The following is an 18,826-nucleotide window of genomic DNA, read 5'->3' as shown; positions in this document are numbered from 1 at the left end:
TGTCAGACTAATGTGAACTGCAATGAGTAAACCTTTCACGCGACCACTCGGATTTTGCAGAAAAGTCTCAACTAAGCTGCGACGGAGCGCCAAAATTTGGCTTCCCGCCTCTGTTATTGCAGGCTGCGTGATTGGACTCCGATTCACAGGCGCGCTCCAATCCTGGGAACTCGGCAGTCTCGACATCTTCTTTCGGTTGCGTCCGCTTGAAGCCGTAGACGATCGCATCGTCATTGTCGGCATTCGCGAAGAAGAGTTGCAGCGCTACAAATGGCCGCTGGGCGATCGCACGCTGGCAAGACTGCTGGAAACCATTCAGTCTGCAAAGCCCCGTGCGGTCGGGCTAGATATCTATCGTGATGTCCGAGTTGATGATGGACACGCCGAACTGTTGACTACCTTTAGAGCGATGCCGAACCTGATTGGAATTCAGCAGATGCCCGATTCATCAGGACGAGGGGTTGCACCTCCGCCCGTACTGGAGGAGCTAAAACAGGTCGGTTTTAACAATGTGATCTATGATGCCGATCGCAAAATTCGGCGGTCGCTGCTGTACTGGTTTGATGCCGACAAGCGCAAGCATCGCAGCTTTGCAATGCAGTTGGCGCTGCTGTATCTCAAACAAAAGGGCATTCAAGAAGAAGGCGCAAAGCTCGATCGTAGACAGTTGCAGCTTGGACAGGCAGTATTTCAACGCTTTCAGTCTAGCGATGGCGTTTATGCGAATGCCGATGCAGGCGGGTATCAGATTTTGGCAAACTTCCGGGGTGGGGCGGGACGCTTTCGCACCGTTTGGATGCAGGACATTCTAGAAGGTAAGGTTCCGGCTGAGAAACTGCGCGATCGCATTGTGTTAATTGGTTCATTTGCCCCCAGCCTGAAGGATTTTTCCGCGACCTCGTATTCTGGCAGCATCAATCGTCCCCCGGAAGACGTGGCAGGAGTGGAGATTCAGGCGAATATTATTAGCCAGATTTTGAGTGAAACACTGGATGGGCGAACGCAGCTTAAATCCTGGAGTGAGCCGATCGATGCGATTTGGATCTGGGTCTGGTCGATCGTGGGTATCAGCGTGAGTTGGCATCTGCGGCTTCCTCAGCGAAATTTGATCGCTGTGTTTGTGATCGGTAGCGGCTTGGTTGCAATTTGCTACGGCTTATTTCTGGCGGGCTGGATTGTGCCATTAATCCCGGCAGGCATCGTACTGTCCGCTTCAACTGCTGCGGTGATTGCTGCGATCGCGCATTCTGAAGAAGAATTGAAGCGATCGAAGGAATTTTTACATTCGATTATTCAGTCGATTCCTGATCCGGTCTTTGTGAAAGATCAGCAGCATCGCTGGATTGTGCTGAACGAGGCTTACTCGAAACTGCTCGGAAAGCCGATCTCCGAGATGATTGAAAAGTCAGATTATGAAGTCTTTCCCGAACATGAAGCGGAAGTCTTTTGGCAGCAAGATGATCTAGTTTTCAAACATGGGAATGAAATAGAACACGAAGAAGAATTCACCAATGCGCACGGTATCACCTATAAAATTGCTACAAAACGATCGCTGCATAAAGATGCAGCGGGCAATTTTTTCTTAGTGGGCGTGATTCGAGATATCACACAGCGAAAAACGATCGAAGCTCAACTCAGACAAACCGCAGAAGAATTGTCTCAGTCGAACGCGCAACTCCGCTTAAGTCAAGAGCGATTAAACTATATTGCAAATCACGATGTATTAACCGGATTACCCAATCGTGCATTGCTTTACGATCGCATTAGTCAAGCTTTGGGGATTGCAAGATCAAGCGATCAAATTCTGGCATTGATGTTCATTGATTTAGATGGATTTAAACAGATTAATGATCGATTAGGTCATCCGATCGGCGATCTATTGTTGCAAGCAGTTGCGAAACGATTGACCGGATGTTTAAGAACGAGTGACACGGTTGCGCGATTGGGTGGAGATGAGTTTGTGGTGCTACTGCCCACGATTCCAGGGGTACAGGATGTCGCACAAGTTGGACGCAAAATTCTCAATACCTTATCGCAAGCCTTTGCGATTTCGGGAGAAACATTATCTGTTACGGCAAGCATTGGGATTGCCTTGTTTCCCAATCACAGCGATCGCTTAGAAGCCCTGATTGAACTGGCAGACAAGGCCATGTATGAGGCAAAAAAAACCGGAAAAGGTCGATTTGCATTTGCCGATCCGCTTCCGGTTGAAAATTCAAATGTGAGTGATCGTGATTAGCTAACGGTTCGCGTTAACAGCACCGGACAGTTTGCATACACTCGCACATAATCGGATAGCGATGTTCCCAACAGGCGATCGAGATCTGGCAGTCCTTTGGCAACCGAAGGTCTGCGATCGGGTGATCCGAGCATCAATAAATCTGCTTTTGTTTCATCAGCGACACGGCAAATCGCTTGACCTGCCTTACCGACTGCTGTAACTGCGCGATAGCTCACTCCGTACTGTTTCGCTTGAGCGATCGCTTCTGCAAAAACCGAATCTTTCTCGGCTTCGGCTCCGGTTTTTTCACTGGCTTTGGGATTAGAATCGATGTGGATGAGCGTCAACTGTCCGCCTTTGATATCCCGCAGTAGAGAGAGTGCTAAAGAGAGACATTGCTTTGAGGCTTCGGACTTGTCGATCGCCACTGCAATCCGATTGATTGCCCGCACGTAGATGTCATCTTTGACCAGCAGCATCGGACGTGACGAAAGCTGAAACACATACTGACTGACAGAATTTTCTAGGATCGAAACCAGTCGCTTGAGTCCTCGCGATCCCATGATGATCAAGTCTGCATTCACTTCGTCGGCAGCTTTTAGCACTTCCGTTTTGGGATCGCCCTGCCGCAGCATTGCCGAAACGTGATTCGGCTCTAGTTTAAGCGACTGTACCGCCTGTGCCAGCACTTTTCCGCCTTCTTCCCACTTTTCAGTCATCGCGTCTGCGCTAGTTTGCGGGGGAACGACGTGCAGCACTGTTACCATGGCTCGCTGGATCGACGGAATCGCCATCAGCGCTTTCAGCATATCCTCGGAACGTCCTGTACCCGAATCCGCTAATAAAATTTTTTCTATCATCGCTTCGCCTCGTTTCTGCGTAGACTTTAAAACAGAGTGGTGTTTAGAGATCGAGAGTGATTTTTCTCGGTCTGCGCCTGTTTCAAGTCTAGGCGGTGGCGCTACTCTGTGTTCATTATGGTTTGTAAAGTACGATCGTGCCTCAATCTCCCCAGCTACCCCCTTCGGATCTCGTTCCTGCGCCGATCTCGCCTAATTGGTTTGATTATCCGATCACGGTCTACGCTCACCATACGGATTTTGCCGGGATTGTTTGGCACGGTAGCTATATTGCTTGGCTGGAAGAAGCCCGGATCGAGTTTCTCAAGTCGCGTGGCATTGATTTCGCGCAGTTGGTAGAAATGGGCTGCAATTTGCCTGTGATTGATCTCTCGATTCGCTATCATCAGTCGCTTCGCATGGGGATGAGGGCGATCGTGAGAACGCAATTGATGCCGATCGAGGGTGTCAAGCTTCCGGTTGGGTATGAGATTCGCTCGCTCGATCACACGGTGCTGTATGTCAGTGGTCGGGTGGTGCTGGTTGCGGTGGATATGGAAAAAGGCAAGATTTTAAGACGACTGCCGCCAACGGTTCAAAGTGCTTTAGCGATCGTGCGTTAATCTAGCATTCCCTCTACTACGCTTTTACGAGGGAAGTGATGTGTCGCAGGACTTCTGGAAACTGCTATTACTCTTCATTCTGCACGACTTGCGACTTTGGATTTTTGGTAAAAAATTTTTATTATGGGCAGGTGAATGGTGATTTATAACAGTTCTTCATTCTTATAGTCAGAATCTGCGCGATGTTGGGGAAGTCTAGGGGGATACACCGGAAGTGCGTCTTTGATTTAAGAAGTTCTCATGAAGCAAGAATTCTACAGCCCTGACGATCGTTACGCTGCGTTTCCGGCATCTGTGAATCCACCGGATGCCTTGGCTGAGTTTTGGGATGGACTCGATGAGGAAAATTCTGAAGACCCGCAGAGCAACAGAAACGAGACATTAACGATCGAGCGCGATGCTCAGGCGACGATCGAGCCACCGCCCGGACTGCCGGATGCGAAGCCCCGCTACATTCAAGGTGTTGTCATCGGGACACAAGCTCATCTTGTGACCAACTTACTAAAACAGGAATCGATCACCCTAAGACAGTCGCAGAGAGTCTGGACGATCGGGCGGAATCGATCAGCAGCGCTACCTCTGCAAGATCGCAAACTATCGCGTCGTCATGCGGTAATTCTGTATCGCGAGGGTCGGTTTTATCTGATCGATCTCAACAGTATGAATGGGTCTTACGTCAATGGTGTTCGAGTTCAACAGCGCCAGCCACTTCACGATGGAGATTGCATCTGTGTGGGAAGCACTCGATTTTTCTTTTTTGTGAGTGTTCAAGAACGGGCCGTTCAGGCGCTACATCCTGAAGTGCTGGAGCGGTTAAACAATGCAGAAGTGCGGAACGGTGCATTTATTGACTTTTCGGAACTCCAAGAAGAGATTTCGTTCAATCTGAATAAAACGGATTAGAATTGCCGCGTCCAATCTTGCCAGCGTTCAACAATCACTTTCGTTTGGGTGAAAAATTCGATCGCCTGCCAGCCCTGACCGTGGAGATCTCCGAAGAAGCTTTCTTTCCAGCCGCTAAACGGAAAGAAAGCCATCGGCGCGGCAACGCCAATATTGATGCCGATGTTTCCGGCTTCGGCTTCATAGCGGAATTTGCGGGCGGCGGCTCCGCTTGAGGTAAATAGCGATGCCATGTTGCCGTACTGACTGCGATTAATCAGGGCGATCGCGTCGTCGATCGAGTCTAAGTGAATTAGACTCAGCACCGGGCCGAAAATCTCAGTCTGAGCAATTTTCCCGGCCGGATCGATGTTTTGCAGAATGGTTGGGCGCACAAAGTAGCCGTTTTCGTAGCCGGAAATTCGCGGAGATCGACCATCGACTAGAATATTTGCGCCTTCGGTTTCAGCTTGATTGATGATTGTTTCGATGCGAGTTTTGCTTTGATCGGTGATGACAGGGCCCATTTGCACTCCCGTATCGAGTCCGAATCCGACTTGTCGAGTGGTAGCAGCTTGGGCGATCGCATCCGTAAAAGTGGTTTTGGCACTGCCGACGGTGATGGCGATCGAGGCGGCTAAACAGCGCTGACCCGCACAGCCAAAAGCACTATCCGCCATAATTTTCGTAGTCATGGTAATGTCTGCATCGGGCAGAACAATCACCGGATTTTTGGCACCCCCTTGACACTGCGATCGTTTCCCGTTTGCGGCGGCTCGACTGTAAACATACTTCGCAACTGGGCTGGAACCGACAAAGCTAATGGCTCGAATGCTTGGATGATCGAGCAAGGCATCAACGACTTCTTTCGCACCATTGACTAAATTGATCACACCCTTGGGTAAGCCTGTTTGCTCGATCAGATTAAAAATTTTCTGCATCGTGAGCGGAACCCGTTCAGAAGGCTTGATGATGCAGGTATTGCCACAGGCGATCGCATACGGCATAAACCAGAAGGGAATCATGCCTGGAAAGTTAAATGGCGTAATGATTGCCGTGACTCCCAAAGGTTGCCGGATCATGTGTTCATCAATGCCACGGGCAATGTCTTCAGAGTTGTAGCCCTGCATCAGAATGGGAATGCCGCAAGCGACTTCAACGTTTTCGATCGCTCGTCGCATTTCGCCTTTGGATTCTGCGATCGTTTTGCCGCATTCGAGGGTGATCGTTTGAGCGATGTCCTCAAAGTGTGCTTCGAGCAGTGCTTTGAGCTTGAAAAGGTACTGAACGCGCTCGGTTGCGGGGGTGCGTCTCCAGGCAGGAAAGGCAGTTTGAGCGGCGGTGGCAGCGCGATCGACCTCGCTTGCGGGAGAGAGAGGAACTTTGCTGAGAACTTCGATCGTGGCGGGATTGATCACTTCTAGATAGGTTTCGGCAGTCGGTGTAGACCATTCACCATTGATGTAGTTTTGAACGATCGGAGAAGATTGCGTCATGGTTTTTCCTCACTCTCAGCTTCGATCATAATGGGCGATCGCAATAAGCCAAAAATTGTGGATTGTTCGATGCAGTAATTCGGCGTTTCGGCGAATTCACGGTAGATTAAGAGCTTGCCCTCTCACGATGTGTTTATGCACCGAATCGCTGCGACTCCTGGAGGTTGGACTCCTGATCTCGAAGGCGTTGTCTTTATCGAGCAAGCTCCTGCCCCGATCGTGGTGATCACGGCAGCAGATACCGATATTCAAACGCTCTCCAGCGCGATTACTCAATTGCCCTCTGGATTTCCCGAAGTGCGGGGTGTGAATTTGCTTCAGCTTCAGCAGCAATTGACGATCGATACCTATGCAGAAGAGGTGTTAGAAGCAGCAAAGGTGATTGTGCTGCGGATTATTGGGGGGCGGTCGTATTGGTCGTATGGGTTGGAAGTCGTGCGCGAAACAGCAGAAAATTCGGGGGCGACTTTGATTGTGCTGCCGGGGGACGATCGACCGGATTTAGATTTGATGAGCCATTCGACGGTTCCGTTTGCTCAGGTTGAGCGAGTTTGGCGCTATTTCAACGAAGGTGGAGCCGAGAACTATCGCAATGCGATCCAGTTTTTAGCGAAGACTTATTTGGGCGTTGAGGCTGAGTTTGCTGATCCACAGGTTGTGCCGCGTGTGGGATTGTATCGAACAGGTGAGCAGTGTAGCTATCGATCGGGTAAACGTTGCAGCGATCGCAAAGTTGGAATTTTATTTTATCGCGCTCATTATCTTTCGGGTAATACTGCGATGATCGATGACCTGTGTTCAGCGTTGTGCGATCGTGATTTATGTCCCGTTCCCGTTTTTGTTTCTTCGCTGCGTGATCCGGATGTTCAAAGTGAATTGCTGACTTATTTTCAACCGAAGGATCGATCGAGTATTGATATTCTGCTGAATACCACAAGCTTTTCGCTGGGTTCTGCGATTCCGTTTGGAATGACTGCTGCTGCGGATGCACCCGAACTCTGGCAAACATTAGATATTCCGGTGCTGCAAGTGATTTTAAGCGGTGGCACAGTGGAACAATGGCAGGCACAACTGCGGGGGCTTTCGCCGCGAGATACTGCAATTAATGTGGCATTGCCGGAAGTGGATGGACGGATTATTAGTCGGGCAATTTCGTTTAAGGCGGTGCAAGCAAGACATCCGGAGTTGCAAACGGAAGTTGTAACTTATCAGGCGGTACGCGATCGAGTCGAATTTGTTGCAGCGCTAACTCGAAATTGGGTCGAACTGCGACGGAGTGAGAAGCGCGATCGTAAAGTTGCGCTGATTTTAGCGAATTACCCAACTCGCGATGGTCGCCTAGCCAATGGTGTTGGTTTGGATACACCTGCAAGCTGTATTGAAATTCTCAAAGCGCTACAACGCGAAGGATATACGGTTGATAATATTCCTGAGAATGGAGATGAGTTAGTTCTGCAATTAACGAGAGGTGTGACTAATGATCCAGAGGCGAGAGAATTACGCAATGTGAATCAGTCGCTATCGTTATCGGAATATCAAACCTATTTTTCAACATTACCGCCATCGGTTCAAGCGTCGATCGTCGATCGCTGGAGTTCAGCCGCAGAATCGTTTGCGATTCCTGGAATTCAGCTTGGTAATGTGTTCGTTGGAATTCAGCCTGCACGCGGATATGATCTTGATCCGTCTTTGAACTATCACGCTCCAGATTTGGAACCCACGCATCAATATTTAGCGTTTTACTACTGGGTGAGAGAAACCTTTGGCGCACAAGCGATCGTTCACGTTGGCAAACACGGAAATCTCGAATGGCTTCCGGGAAAAAGTGTGGCGCTTTCTGAGAATTGTTTTCCTGAGATTGCGATCGGCGCTTTACCGCATTTCTATCCGTTTATCGTCAATGATCCGGGTGAAGGCTCCCAAGCTAAACGTCGCGCCCAAGCGGTCATTCTCGATCACCTTACGCCACCGATGACTCGTGCAGAGCTTTATGGTGGCTTGCAGAAATTAGAGGCGCTGATCGATGAATATTACGAAGCGCAAAATCTTGATCCATCCCGATTAAATGTGGTTCGCGATCGCATTATTGATCTGGTTGAACAAGATAATCTTAAATCTGAACTTCCTAGCGATGCGGATTCGATTCTCGATTTGATTACGGATACCGATCGCTATCTCTGCGAATTAAAAGAGGCGCAGATTCGAGATGGATTACATATTTTCGGAAAATGTCCAGAAGGGCGACAATTAAGGGATTTGATTGTGGCGATCGCACGTCATCCGCAGCCCGATCGAGTTGGGTTGACTCGCGCTATTGCTGAAGATTGGGGACTTGATTTTGATCCGTTAACGGCTGATCCGGCAGAGCGTTTAGACGAGTCGCTTGAAGTGATTCGCTGCGATGAGGAATTCGGAAAGCTCTCAAAGTCCCCCAGAATGGGGGACTTTGAGAGCGAGGAGGTTTTCCAACTGCAAGGGAATTCACGCACTTCAAAGTTCCCCACTCGTGGGGGATTTAGGGGGCAGAACTCACCCAACCGAAGCGCAAAATTCCGAACCGTCGGAGACGCGATCGCGGCGATCGAAACCGAAGCCGCAAACTTAATCGATCGCCTACTCCAGCAAGACATCCCCCAAGACCGCGCCTACACCGCCGAACTCAACTGGATTCGATCCTTTTTGCTTCCAGCTTTGCAAAACACTCATCAAGAAATTGACTTCCTGCTGCATGGCTTAAATGGCGGTTACGTCCCCGCCGCACCATCAGGTGCACCCACACGCGGACGACCCGAAGTTCTACCTACCGGACGGAATTTCTACTCGGTTGATATCCGATCGATTCCCACCGAAAGCGCATGGCAAGTCGGACGTAAAGCCGCAGAAGCGATCGTCGAACGCTACACCCAAGAAAACGGCGAATATCCGCGCACGATCGGGCTTTCAATCTGGGGGACTTCGACGATGCGAACAGGCGGAGACGATTTAGCAGAAGCCTTAGCATTACTCGGAGTTCAACCTGTTTGGGATGGCATTTCTCGCCGCGTGGTTGATTTTGAAATTCTGCCGTTATCGGTGCTGAGTCGTCCGCGTGTCGATGTCACTTTGAGGATTTCAGGATTTTTCCGCGATGCGTTTCCGAATTTGATTGATTTATTTGATCAAGCAGTAAGCGCGATCGCTCAACTCGATGAACCCCCCGATCAAAATCCCTTAGCGGCTCAGGTCAAGCAAGAATCAGAAGTTTGGCAAGCAGCCGGATTGAGTGCTGAACTTGCCGATCGTCGATCGCGCCATCGCATTTTCGGCTCAAAACCGGGTGCGTATGGGGCTGGACTCCAAGGATTGATTGAATCTCAGAATTGGGAAACCGATGGAGATCTCGCTCGCGCTTACATTAACTGGAGTAGTTACGCTTACAGTAGTTCCGGTGTTGCTCAATCTGCTCCTGAAGCATTCCAGAATCGATTAAACCAAATGCAAATCGTTCTGCAAAATCAGGATAACCAGGAACATGATCTACTCGATTCCGACGATTACTATCAATTTCAAGGTGGATTAACCGCAGCCGTTCGCTCGACTCAAGGCAAAAATCCCACGACTTACTTTGGTGATCATTCCCTGCCTGAAAATCCGAAGATCCGATCGCTCAAACAACAAATTGCGCGAGTGTATCGATCGCGGGTGATTAACCCTAAATGGATTGCAGGCGCGATGCGACACGGTTATAAAGGCGCATTTGAACTGGCGGCGACGATCGACTTCCTCTTCGCTTACGATGCCACGGCTCAATGCGTTGAAGACTATATGTATCAAGGGGTTGCCGAAGCGTATCTATTCGATTCGACTGTACAGAATTTTATTCAATCTAAAAATCCTTGGGCACTGCGAGATATGGCAGAACGATTGCTCGAAGCCAATCAGCGCGGATTTTGGCAACAAGCCAACGAGAAAACCCTAGAGCAACTAAGAGAGATCGTGCTTGAAGCAGAAGGCGTGATCGAAGGACAAATTTCCTAAAATCCCAGCAGCGATACTTTGATCCAACGGCGCGATCGTCCGGTTGAGGTTGCTTCTGAAACTTGCAGCGCAATCTTTAACTCGCTGAGGGGTTTAGCAGTCTGAGCGATCGGCGTATTGAAACAGAGGGCGATCGCAATCACTAACACTAATGTCCAAGACAACGGAAATTTAAACAAGGGCAAAGGGCGATCCATTATTTCAGTGCGAACAGCTTGATCATTATGGCTGAAATTTAGAAGTTTGATTCACCAACCTCAGTCTGCTTGATCTTGTAGAATCGTACAGCACCAAATTCTCTTAGGCGATATGCCCGATCGCTATCTCCTGTTCTACAAACCGTACAACGTCCTGAGCCAGTTTACAGACGACTCGCCCCCTTCAGAACCGCGACTCACCCTCAAAGACTTTATTCCGGTTCCCGATGTTTATCCAGTCGGGCGGCTCGATCAAGATAGCGAAGGCTTGATGCTGCTGACAAACAATGGACAACTCCAACATCGGCTCAGCGACCCAAAATTCCACCACACCAAAACCTACTGGGTACAAGTTGAAAACATTCCCACGGAGCGCGCGATCGCTCAACTGCGTCAAGGCGTGACGATCCAGAACTATCGCACTCGTCCGGCGACCGTCGATCGTCTCGATGAACCCGATCTACCCCCCCGCGATCCACCCATTCGATTTCGCAAAAACATTCCAACCGCTTGGCTCGAAATCACGCTAACCGAAGGAAAAAATCGTCAAGTTCGGCGCATGACCGCAGCCGTGGGATTTCCCACGCTCAGACTGATCCGAGTTGCGATCGCCCAACTCCGCCTCACCAATTTATCTCCTGGACAATGGCGCGACTTAACCCCTGAAGAACTGGAGTTACTTCGTACCCACTAACTTGCTCAAATTTTTCTTCTAAAAGGTGTAGACAACTCGATATTACACTTGTAGTATAGAAAGACAGATTTTTACTCAGGACTATGACTCGTTCCATCTCGTCGCGCCATATCAAACCGTCCGACTCACCCCAACAAGGGTGTGCGGTATTGGCGCGGCTATGGATGATAACAGCATGGATCAGAGTGAGTGTGCAGGCGATTCACTTCGTTAGCTTCGCTACACCAGAAGGTGTTCGTCTATTCGACCTTCACGGCAGCGAAGAACAAAAATTTAATCTATTCAACACAAAAAGCGGGTGGTGTTTCCGTCTAACACCAATCTGAGGCAGCACATCAGGATACAGAGTTCTGATAACCCCCGCTCAAACCACTGAGACGGGGGTTAATTTTTCGCCAATTTCAATGGAGCAAACGGATGTTAAAGCTCATCTACACCGAATCTGGACTGCACTTAGAGCGCGTCACGATTTCCTTAGAAGCGCTGGTTTCCCAGCGAATCGTTCTGGCGCTGCGAACCGGACAAACGCTACATATCGAGCCAAGCCGAGCTGCATTTTTACTGTCGATCGCGGCTCCTGGGTTTGCAGAGTTAGAAAGGCTGGTGCGGTTAGAGCAGGTGCCAGTGTCGATCGTGCCTGTCGATGATCAGTTTGTCGAAGTTAGCGTCGAAGGAAGCTGGATTGCAACGACAGTGGAAGCACACGCCGGAATGTTTGTTACGGCGTTGAGCGATCGTACCGAGTTCTTTGTCTACAAGCTGTGGCAGGCCACTCAACTGCAAGCGTCTCCGCTAGTGTAATCGGCGTGCAGGATTTGGACATTCTCGAATCCTGCACGCCTACCGAATGTGAAATCCTTGCAGAAAGTCGACCGCCTCAGTCTGCGTTGGCGGTACAAAGGTCGCGGGCTGAGCCAGAAATGCGAACTCTGCCTCCGCTTCAGAATATTTAATTCGCCGTTTACCAAACTGTGGATTGTCGTACAGCAAGATAGAGCGATGGGCTGAGTTGAATAACGTCGATCGCGTCGGAGCGCGAAAAAATCGGATTTTCTGAATCGCGACCGGAATTGCCCGTAAAAGTTTTGCGGTGTCCACTTTCTGAATCGACTGGCTCAGCGTGGTTACAAGCGTCTGAAACATCTGTAGGCTTTCTGGACTGTGGCTCACGGCTTGCATGGGAATCGATCGCACCAGCGTTGTTAATGCTTGCTGCGTCAAGTTCGCATCGGCAAACGGCAAAATAGCGATAAACGCAGTCCAAAACAGGTCTTGGTCTCGATCGAGCTGAAATCTTAGCACCGTTCTTTGTTTGTGGGTTTGGATCTGCGGCGGCACGATCGCGTTGCCTCGTCGAGCGAATTGCTGATAAGCCACGGCTAACGCACAATGAGCATCCGGGCTGAGGCGGTCGTCGATCACCACCTCAACGATCGGCGGCGTTTCGTGAAAATACTCGCTCGGATCTTGGCTAATAAAGCGGTAGATTTGGCTTTGATCTCCGTTTTGACTCAAATCGATCCAGTGACACGTGGCTCCAGTGGTTTTAATGCCATACGGAACAACGGCGTGAAGTTTTGCGCCTGTGAGATTTGAGCCGCTTAAATCTGCACCTGTCCAGTCAGCGAAGGCAAGGTTCGATCGGGATAGATCGACGTGAACTAAGGTGGCATCCAGCAGTGTGGCATGACTGAGATTGGCTCCCGTCAAATTCGCGCCGCTCAATTTTGCCCCACTCAAATCTGCCCAGCGCAAATCCGCCCCGCTCAAGTCTGCCCAGCGTAAATTTGCCCCTTGCAGGTTCGCACCTTGCAAATTTGCCCGATTGAGGGTCGCCTGTCGCAGTTCTGCCTGACGCAAATCGGTTCCAGACAAATCTGCACTGCTCAGGTCACAGCTGCTGAGATTTGCCGAGTGTAAATTGGCAGAAATCAGCTTGGCGTACCGCACATCTGATCGATTCAGGTTGGCTCGATTGAGATTCGCGCCGCGAAGTTTGGCATCCCGCAGATCCGCGCAGCTCAAATCAGCTCCTTGTAAATTTGCAGCGCTAAAATCGGTGCGGGTCAGTTCTGCTTTGCTGAGGTCGGCTTGCTCAAGGTCAGTATGCCGGAAGTCTGCCAGGATAAGATTTGCACCATGAAATTTAGCCTTCTGGCAAATCGAGTAGCTAAAATCTGCGCTTGTGAGTTTTGCCGCTTTGAAGTTAGCGTTCCGCAGGGTCGATCGACTTAAATTCACGCCTGGAAGATGTACCCCACTCAGATTTAGCTCCGAAAATTCCCGGATATTATCAGCGTATTTTTCCAGCAGTTCCTCAACCTTCATGAGCTTGTTTTGATCCTTATCCTAGAAATTCGGGTGGCTTTAGCGTTAACGTACCCAGATGTAGGTCAGAGTAAAGCGTTAAGGAAGAGATGATGCAGATTGGAATCGTGGGGCTGGGATTGATTGGTGGATCGCTGGGACTGGATTTGCGATCGCAGGGACATACGGTTCTGGGTGTGAGTCGAAGACCGAGAACCTGTGAGATTGCGGTGGCGCGGGGCGCAGTCGATACGGCGGAAACGGATGTGTCGCTGCTATCTGATACTGATGTGATTTTTATTTGTACGCCGATCGCTCAGATTGTTCCGACCGTGCAGCAATTAATTCCACATCTCACACCCAGCACCGTTTTAACCGATGTGGGTTCGGTGAAGGCTGCGATCGTGAACGAGATCGCACCGTTATGGAGCAATTTTGTCGGCGGGCATCCGATGGCAGGCACAGCAGATAGCGGAATTGAAGCGGCAGTGCATGGATTGCTTGTCGGAAATCCATATGTTCTAACCCCGACTAACACGACACCCGAAGCCGCGATCGCACGAGTTGAATTGTTGTTGCGTCCGCTACAGGTGAAATTGTTTCATTGCGAACCTGAAGATCACGATCGCGCCGTCGCTGCGATTTCTCATTTGCCTGTGATGGTGAGTGCAAGTTTAATTGCGACCTGTTTAGATGAGTCAGATTCAAGGGTGTTAAAGCTGGCTGAAGCATTAGCAAGTTCTGGATTTCGAGATACTAGCCGCGTCGGGGGCGGTAATCCTGAATTGGGGTTAATGATGGCGCAGTACAACAAGCCAGAGGTGCTGCGATCGCTGTTGTCCTACCGTAAGCATCTCGATAACATCATTGATCTGATTGAACAGGAGCGCTGGACAGAGCTTAAAGCAGTCTTCAGCCGAACTCAGGCAGGGCGATCGGATTTTTTGTAATGCTCAATCTACAAGATTACAAATGCTGCCATTCGGTACGCAGGGGCTTATTTTTGGTAGGTTAAGGGTGACGTTGTATGGGCAGGATCATGACGGCGGTAAGCACTCAACCCAATTGGCAAGCGATCGCACGCGACTTTGAAGCCATTGTTGGAAAGTCTGGAGTCGTGCGGAAACGCGAAGAATTGTTGGTTTATGAGTGCGACGGCTTGACTAGCTATCGAGAACGTCCGGCGATCGTCGTTCTGCCGCGCACGACTGAAGAAGTGGCGGCGGTGGTGAAAGTGTGCGATCGCGCTTCGGTGCCGTTTGTGGCGCGGGGGTCGGGCACGGGATTATCGGGGGGTGCTTTACCGATCGAGAACTGCGTTTTGATTGTCACGTCGCTGATGCGGAAGATTCTCAAGGTCGATTTGGAAAATCAGCGCGTCGTCGTTCAGCCTGGCGTGATTAATAGCTGGGTGACGCAGACGGTAAGCGGCGCGGGATTCTACTATGCGCCTGATCCATCGAGTCAGATCATTTGCTCGATCGGCGGGAACGTTGCTGAAAATTCGGGCGGGGTGCATTGCCTCAAATACGGTGTAACGACGAATCACGTATTGGGCGTGAAAATTGTCACACCCGATGGATCAATCGTCGATCTGGGCGGTGAAATTCCTGAAATGCCGGGATATGACTTAACGGGTGTGTTTGTCGGTTCAGAAGGAACGCTCGGAATTGCTACCGAAGTCACGCTCAAAATTCTCAAAACGCCAGAATCGATTCGCGTTCTGTTGGCAGACTTTACCAGTGTAGAAGCCGCAGGTGCAACCGTTTCCGACATTATCAGTGCAGGCATCATTCCCGGTGGGATGGAAATGATGGACAACATGAGCATTAATGCGGTCGAGGATGTGGTTGCGACCGGCTGTTATCCGCGTGATGCGACTGCAATTTTGCTAGTCGAAGTCGATGGATTAGAGGTCGAAGCCGAAGTCAACTGTCAGCGAGTCGCAGAAATCTGCAAGCAAAATGGGGCGCGTAACGTTACAGTTGCCACCGCAGCCGATGAACGTCTCACCATCTGGAAAGGTCGTAAGGCAGCATTCGCCGCAATGGGCAAAATGAGTCCGGATTACTATGTGCAAGATGGAGTCATTCCCAGAACGAAGTTGGAATATGTGCTGAGTGAGATTGAAGCATTAGGCACAAAGCATGGCTACAAAGTGGCGAATGTTTTCCACGCAGGAGACGGCAACTTACATCCGTTAATTCTGTACGATAATGCAATTCCCGGTGCATTAGAGCAAGTCGAAGAGTTAGGCGGCGAAATTCTCAAGCTCTGTGTCAAAGTTGGGGGCAGTATTTCTGGCGAACACGGTATCGGAGCCGATAAACGCTGCTATATGCCGGAAATGTTTACGCCTGCGGATTTGGAAACGATGCAATGGGTAAGACAAGCCTTTGACCCGAAAGGCATCGCCAATCCGACGAAGTTATTTCCGACTCCCCGGACTTGCGGAGAAGCAGCGAAAGCGTATGGACAAAAGACCTTTGAAAACGTCGATCGCTTTTAGGTTTTACAATTGAATACATGATGTATTGCGGATTGTGTCATGCAGGTCGCTTCTTCGATCGAGTCGGTTCCGGGACAGTATTGGAACTGGCGGAATGAGCCAGTTTACTATGTGCGAATGGGGGAGCGGAAAAATCGCCCCCCGTTGTTGTTGATTCACGGGTTTGGAGCTTCTACCGATCACTGGCGCAAGAATGTGATCGGTTTAAGTTCCGAGTTTGAGGTTTGGGCGATCGATCTATTGGGGTTTGGGCGATCGTCAAAACCAGATTGGCGCTATAGCGGTGAGCTGTGGCGCGATCAAATTCACGAATTTATGAATGAGGTGATCGGTGCGCCTGCGGTGCTTGCCGGAAATTCACTCGGTGGATACGTCGCGCTCACGGTTGCCTCTCAACGTCCCGAATCTGCAGCCGGGTTAATTCTGATTAACAGTGCTGGCCCGTTTACGGATATTCAAGGCACCACCAAACCTGATCCGATTCGTCAGGTGATGGGCAGCTTTGTGATGACGCTGTTTCATCAAGATTGGGCGAGCTGGCTGCTGTTTCAATATGTGCGGCAGAAGTCGGTGATTCGGAACACGCTGCAAAAGGTGTATCTGGATCAGAGCGCAGTTACCGATCGCTTAATCGAAGAGATTCAGCGCCCTGCCTTTGATACCGGAGCGGAAAAGGTGTTTGCTTCAGTGTTCCGCACTCCCCAAGGTGAAAAGGTTGATGTATTGCTGCATCAATTAACTCGACCGCTCTTAATGCTCTGGGGCGAAGGCGATCCGTGGATTAATGCCCGAGAGCGGGGTGCAAAGTTCCGCAGCTATCATCCGCAACTAACGGAATACTATCTGGATGCAGGGCATTGTCCGCATGATGAAATTCCCGATCACGTCAACCAATTGATTCAAGATTGGGTGGTTGATCAGGTCATTCAAGCTTGAGAACTGTCAGCCGATTGGATTGCTTGGATTTGCTCGATCGAGAGCTTTGTAATCCGAGCAATCACCTCGATCGCCATGCCTTCTTGTAGCATTGCGATCGCGACCTCTCTTTGCGCTTGTTCTCTTCCTTGCTCTCTTCCTTCTTCTCTTCCTTCTTCCATCAGTGCTTGGTAAGTGACAGATTCTTTCATAATGTCCTGCCGTAGAAGTCGTTGAACGATACTTTTATCTAATAGTAATCCAGCTAGGATAAATGCGGAGGCAGCGACATTTTGCTGCGTTTCTTTGTTTGGTATGCGCTCGATCACTTGGGCGACTTGCTGAAGCGCTTGAGTACGATCGCTCGTTTGACTCAGCGTTGCAAACGGTAAAAGTCCAGGAGACTGCAAGAAAAGATCTGTCGGTTGCTCCCAAAGCCGAATTACACCAAAATTATGCCGAGTTTCCTCTAGGACAAAGCTTGACTGTTGCACCAGTTCTGAAGTCGTGGGCTGAAGATAAATCACAAATTGACGCACCGTTTTACTCGGAAATCGGCGGTAGAGCCGAACGCGATAATCGAGCATTCTGAAGGGAATCGTTGCGCTGGGTTCGGTTTGAAATTCGAGATGCAGCACGGTTGCTTCAGATTGCAGCAAAATTAAGCTATCGGCGCGAATCGGTTCGAGCGATAGCTCCGATGAACTGAGTTCGGTTAGCTCGATCGCTTCTCCCAAAAGCCACGAGGCAAAATCGCTGGAAAAGGTTTCAGCTAGAAACTTGCAGATATTGTCGTACATACTTTACCTGAGTGAACCAGTTGTCGAAGAGGATTCGCGGCTTGCTAGATTAGCGATAAGGGCTATCTCAATCAATCCCAGCAAGCGGCTTCCAATTTGTAGCTTTGGCTACGAGTGAATCGAGACTTTCTGTAGTTGGTCTTAAAGAACTCCACGGTTAAGAAATGCCTTCTTAAGATAGAAGTAAGCACTCTCTTGTCTTGACTACGCTACAGAGAGTGTGAATGTGAAAACCCTGAATCTCAGGGGAGGAAACTCGAATGGTCGATGCTTATCCGCAGCTTACCGATCGCGATACTCTGCTCGATCGAGACTGCACGACTCTCTCGCGTCATGTGCTAGAACAACTCCACAGTTTTTCAGCCGAGGCACAAGATCTCAGCGCCATCATGACGCGCATTGCGCTTGCCGGAAAGCTGATTGCGCGTCGCCTCAGTCGAGCTGGACTGATGGAAGGGGTTCTAGGCTTTACGGGCGATACCAATGTGCAAGGCGAATCCGTTAAACGGATGGATGTTTATGCCAACGAGGTATTTATCTCTGTATTCAAGCAAAGCGGTTTAGTCTGCCGTCTCGCTTCTGAAGAAATGGAGCAGCCTTACTACATTCCAGAAAACTGCCCGATCGGGCGCTATACCTTGCTGTATGACCCGATCGATGGTTCCTCGAATGTCGATATCAACATCAACGTGGGATCAATCTTTGCGATTCGGCAGCAAGAAGGCGAGGACACCGACGGGCAAGCGCAGGACTTGTTGCAGAGTGGACGCAATCAGCTTGCCGCAGGCTACATTCTGTACGGGCCGAGTACGATGCTCGTGTATTCGATCGGCAATGGGGTTCACTCATTCGTGCTTGATCCCAGCTTAGGCGAGTTCATTCTGGCAGACGAAAACATTCGCATTCCTGAGCACGGGCCGATCTACAGCGTGAACGAAGGGAACTTCTGGCAGTGGGAAGAGTCGTATCGCGATTTTATTCGCTATGTGCATCGGCATGAAGGTTATACCGCCCGCTACGGTGGCGCATTGATCGGGGACTTTCATCGCATTCTCTATCAAGGCGGTGTATTCCTTTATCCCGGCACTGGAAAGCAACCGGACGGTAAGCTGCGACTGCTGTACGAAGCTTCACCCTTAGCCTTTTTGGTTGAGCAGGCAGGTGGACGGGCTAGCACTGGAACTCAAGACATTCTTGATTTTGTGCCCGATCGACTTCATGCCAGAGTGCCGTTGATTATTGGCAGTAAAAATGATGTTGCGCTGGTTGAATCATTTGTAAAAGAGCGCATTCGAGAAAAAGCCGTTTTGTAAAGCGTAGTTCACC

15 protein-coding genes are annotated in these 18,826 nt (G+C 50.0%); 10 read left to right on the top strand and 5 right to left on the bottom strand.

What is annotated here, in order from left to right:
• Positions 1–22: 22 nt before the first annotated feature.
• Positions 23–2,239: a CHASE2 domain-containing protein gene (locus NC981_RS08030; RefSeq protein ID WP_348242364.1), complete on the top strand. Its 2,217-nt coding sequence runs from the start codon at positions 23–25 to the stop codon at positions 2,237–2,239.
• Here the strand turns inward: NC981_RS08030 and NC981_RS08025 are convergent.
• Positions 2,236–3,081, bottom strand: coding sequence for a universal stress protein (locus NC981_RS08025; RefSeq protein ID WP_348242363.1), 846 nt, complete (start codon positions 3,079–3,081; stop codon positions 2,236–2,238). The two genes, NC981_RS08030 and NC981_RS08025, sit on opposite strands and share 4 nt — an antisense overlap.
• A gap of 137 nt (positions 3,082–3,218) precedes the next feature.
• Between NC981_RS08025 and NC981_RS08020 the strand changes: the two genes are divergently transcribed.
• Together NC981_RS08020 and NC981_RS08015 are read left to right on the top strand one after the other, a co-directional pair.
• Positions 3,219–3,683 carry a thioesterase family protein gene (locus NC981_RS08020; protein WP_348242362.1) on the top strand — a complete coding sequence of 155 codons (465 nt, stop codon included), beginning with the start codon at positions 3,219–3,221 and terminating at the stop codon, positions 3,681–3,683.
• A 240-nt stretch (positions 3,684–3,923) separates the two neighbouring features.
• A complete protein-coding gene (locus tag NC981_RS08015; RefSeq protein ID WP_348242361.1) occupies positions 3,924–4,586 on the top strand; it encodes an FHA domain-containing protein in 663 nt (220 codons plus the stop codon).
• On the opposite strand, the gene NC981_RS08010 is transcribed toward NC981_RS08015, so the two are convergent.
• Positions 4,583–6,061 (bottom strand): CoA-acylating methylmalonate-semialdehyde dehydrogenase, encoded by a 1,479-nt coding sequence (locus tag NC981_RS08010; protein ID WP_348242360.1) that lies wholly within the window; start codon positions 6,059–6,061, stop codon positions 4,583–4,585. The genes NC981_RS08015 and NC981_RS08010 overlap by 4 nt on opposite strands.
• A 135-nt stretch (positions 6,062–6,196) precedes the next feature.
• On the opposite strand from NC981_RS08010, the gene cobN reads away from it, so the two are divergent.
• A complete protein-coding gene (gene cobN, locus NC981_RS08005) occupies positions 6,197–10,078 on the top strand; it encodes a cobaltochelatase subunit CobN (protein ID WP_348242648.1) in 3,882 nt (1,293 codons plus the stop codon).
• Here the strand turns inward: cobN and NC981_RS08000 are convergent.
• Positions 10,075–10,275, bottom strand: a complete 201-nt coding sequence (locus NC981_RS08000; protein WP_190379915.1) for a hypothetical protein — start codon at positions 10,273–10,275, stop codon at positions 10,075–10,077. The genes cobN and NC981_RS08000 overlap by 4 nt on opposite strands.
• 112 nt (positions 10,276–10,387) lie before the next feature.
• Between NC981_RS08000 and NC981_RS07995 the strand changes: the two genes are divergently transcribed.
• On the top strand, positions 10,388–10,969 hold the full coding sequence (locus tag NC981_RS07995; protein WP_348242359.1) for a pseudouridine synthase: 582 nt from the start codon (positions 10,388–10,390) through the stop codon (positions 10,967–10,969).
• A gap of 417 nt (positions 10,970–11,386) precedes the next feature.
• The gene (locus tag NC981_RS07990) at positions 11,387–11,770 is read left to right on the top strand and encodes an alr0857 family protein (protein WP_190379913.1); all 384 of its coding nucleotides are present in this window, start codon (positions 11,387–11,389) and stop codon (positions 11,768–11,770) included.
• A gap of 39 nt (positions 11,771–11,809) precedes the next feature.
• On the opposite strand, the gene NC981_RS07985 is transcribed toward NC981_RS07990, so the two are convergent.
• Positions 11,810–13,297 (bottom strand): pentapeptide repeat-containing protein, encoded by a 1,488-nt coding sequence (locus NC981_RS07985; RefSeq protein ID WP_348242358.1) that lies wholly within the window; start codon positions 13,295–13,297, stop codon positions 11,810–11,812.
• Between the two features lie 92 nt (positions 13,298–13,389).
• Here NC981_RS07985 and NC981_RS07980 point away from each other — a divergent pair, with 92 nt between their 5' ends.
• From NC981_RS07980 to NC981_RS07970, 3 genes are all read left to right on the top strand, one after another.
• Complete coding sequence (locus tag NC981_RS07980; RefSeq protein WP_348242357.1) at positions 13,390–14,226, top strand: prephenate/arogenate dehydrogenase; 837 nt, start codon at positions 13,390–13,392, stop codon at positions 14,224–14,226.
• Between the two features lie 89 nt (positions 14,227–14,315).
• Positions 14,316–15,785, top strand: coding sequence for a glycolate oxidase subunit GlcD (gene glcD, locus NC981_RS07975; protein ID WP_190379978.1), 1,470 nt, complete (start codon positions 14,316–14,318; stop codon positions 15,783–15,785).
• 39 nt (positions 15,786–15,824) lie between these two features.
• Positions 15,825–16,721, top strand: coding sequence for an alpha/beta fold hydrolase (locus NC981_RS07970; protein WP_190379911.1), 897 nt, complete (start codon positions 15,825–15,827; stop codon positions 16,719–16,721).
• Here NC981_RS07970 and NC981_RS07965 read toward each other — a convergent pair.
• The gene (locus NC981_RS07965; RefSeq protein ID WP_348242356.1) at positions 16,712–17,500 is read right to left on the bottom strand and encodes an Rpn family recombination-promoting nuclease/putative transposase; all 789 of its coding nucleotides are present in this window, start codon (positions 17,498–17,500) and stop codon (positions 16,712–16,714) included. The two genes, NC981_RS07970 and NC981_RS07965, sit on opposite strands and share 10 nt — an antisense overlap.
• A gap of 260 nt (positions 17,501–17,760) precedes the next feature.
• On the opposite strand from NC981_RS07965, the gene fbp reads away from it, so the two are divergent.
• On the top strand, positions 17,761–18,813 hold the full coding sequence (gene fbp, locus NC981_RS07960) for a class 1 fructose-bisphosphatase (protein ID WP_348242355.1): 1,053 nt from the start codon (positions 17,761–17,763) through the stop codon (positions 18,811–18,813).
• The last annotated feature ends 13 nt before the right edge of the window (positions 18,814–18,826 follow it).

The organism is Leptolyngbya sp. DQ-M1, assembly GCF_039962505.1.
GTDB lineage: Bacteria > Cyanobacteriota > Cyanobacteriia > Leptolyngbyales > Leptolyngbyaceae > Leptolyngbya.
The sequence above is the reverse complement of the archived record's forward strand: the minus strand, read 5'-3'. Positions and strand labels throughout refer to the sequence as shown.

Coding starts and splice junctions, on each gene's coding strand:
- NC981_RS08030 (WP_348242364.1), top strand. CDS start 23: ATGAGTAAACCTTTCACGCGACCACTCGGATTTTGCAGAAAAGTCTCA.
- NC981_RS08025 (WP_348242363.1), bottom strand. CDS start 3,081: ATGATAGAAAAAATTTTATTAGCGGATTCGGGTACAGGACGTTCCGAG.
- NC981_RS08015 (WP_348242361.1), top strand. CDS start 3,924: ATGAAGCAAGAATTCTACAGCCCTGACGATCGTTACGCTGCGTTTCCG.
- NC981_RS08010 (WP_348242360.1), bottom strand. CDS start 6,061: ATGACGCAATCTTCTCCGATCGTTCAAAACTACATCAATGGTGAATGG.
- cobN (WP_348242648.1), top strand. CDS start 6,197: ATGCACCGAATCGCTGCGACTCCTGGAGGTTGGACTCCTGATCTCGAA.
- NC981_RS08000 (WP_190379915.1), bottom strand. CDS start 10,275: ATGGATCGCCCTTTGCCCTTGTTTAAATTTCCGTTGTCTTGGACATTA.
- NC981_RS07995 (WP_348242359.1), top strand. CDS start 10,388: ATGCCCGATCGCTATCTCCTGTTCTACAAACCGTACAACGTCCTGAGC.
- NC981_RS07990 (WP_190379913.1), top strand. CDS start 11,387: ATGTTAAAGCTCATCTACACCGAATCTGGACTGCACTTAGAGCGCGTC.
- NC981_RS07985 (WP_348242358.1), bottom strand. CDS start 13,297: ATGAAGGTTGAGGAACTGCTGGAAAAATACGCTGATAATATCCGGGAA.
- NC981_RS07980 (WP_348242357.1), top strand. CDS start 13,390: ATGCAGATTGGAATCGTGGGGCTGGGATTGATTGGTGGATCGCTGGGA.
- glcD (WP_190379978.1), top strand. CDS start 14,316: ATGACGGCGGTAAGCACTCAACCCAATTGGCAAGCGATCGCACGCGAC.
- NC981_RS07970 (WP_190379911.1), top strand. CDS start 15,825: ATGCAGGTCGCTTCTTCGATCGAGTCGGTTCCGGGACAGTATTGGAAC.
- NC981_RS07965 (WP_348242356.1), bottom strand. CDS start 17,500: ATGTACGACAATATCTGCAAGTTTCTAGCTGAAACCTTTTCCAGCGAT.
- fbp (WP_348242355.1), top strand. CDS start 17,761: ATGGTCGATGCTTATCCGCAGCTTACCGATCGCGATACTCTGCTCGAT.